This window comes from Enterobacter sp. UCD-UG_FMILLET (genome assembly GCF_000762975.1).
Classification (GTDB): domain Bacteria; phylum Pseudomonadota; class Gammaproteobacteria; order Enterobacterales; family Enterobacteriaceae; genus Enterobacter; species Enterobacter dykesii.
In genome coordinates this window covers 1-551 of the sequence record NZ_JRJC01000021.1, presented here as the reverse complement: position 1 = coordinate 551, position 551 = coordinate 1, and the positions used below count along the sequence as shown (strand labels likewise).

At 59.0% G+C, this 551-nt stretch carries 1 protein-coding gene and 1 pseudogene; both read left to right on the top strand.

From position 1 onward, the window contains the following. Nucleotides 1–11: 11 nt before the first annotated feature. Entirely contained in the window at nucleotides 12–119 is a 108-nt protein-coding gene (locus LA04_RS23505) for a winged helix-turn-helix domain-containing protein (protein ID WP_276530917.1), read from the top strand. After that, nucleotides 116–551: pseudogene (gene envZ, locus LA04_RS25240) on the top strand (two-component system sensor histidine kinase EnvZ); the annotation flags it as partial. The gene LA04_RS23505 and the pseudogene envZ, both read left to right, overlap by 4 nt.

Here is a 551-nt window from a genome sequence, read left to right as displayed (position 1 = left end):
TTGACGTACAGATCTCCCGCCTGCGCCGCATGGTGGAAGAAGATCCTGCGCATCCTCGTTATATTCAGACCGTATGGGGTCTGGGCTACGTATTCGTCCCGGACGGCTCTAAAGCATGAGGCGAATGCGCTTCTCGCCGCGTAGCTCGTTTGCCCGCACCCTGTTACTGATCGTCACCCTGCTGTTCGTCAGCCTGGTGACGACCTATCTGGTGGTGCTGAACTTTGCGATCCTGCCGAGCCTCCAGCTGCAGTTTATCGGTCATCAGCATACGGACTTCGTAGGCCAGGACCTTATTAAACTGCTGGAGGACGGCACGCAGCTCGTCGTTCCCCCGGCATTTCGCCGTGAAATCTACCGTGAACTGGGCATTTCGCTCTACTCCAACGAGGCGGCGGAAGACGCTGGCCTGCGCTGGGCGCAGCACTACGAATTCCTCAGCCAGCAGATGGCGCAGCAGCTGGGCGGCCCAACGGAAGTGCGCGTTGAGGTCAACAAAAGCTCGCCCGTCGTCTGGCTGAAAACCTGGCTTTCACCCAACATCTGGGTGC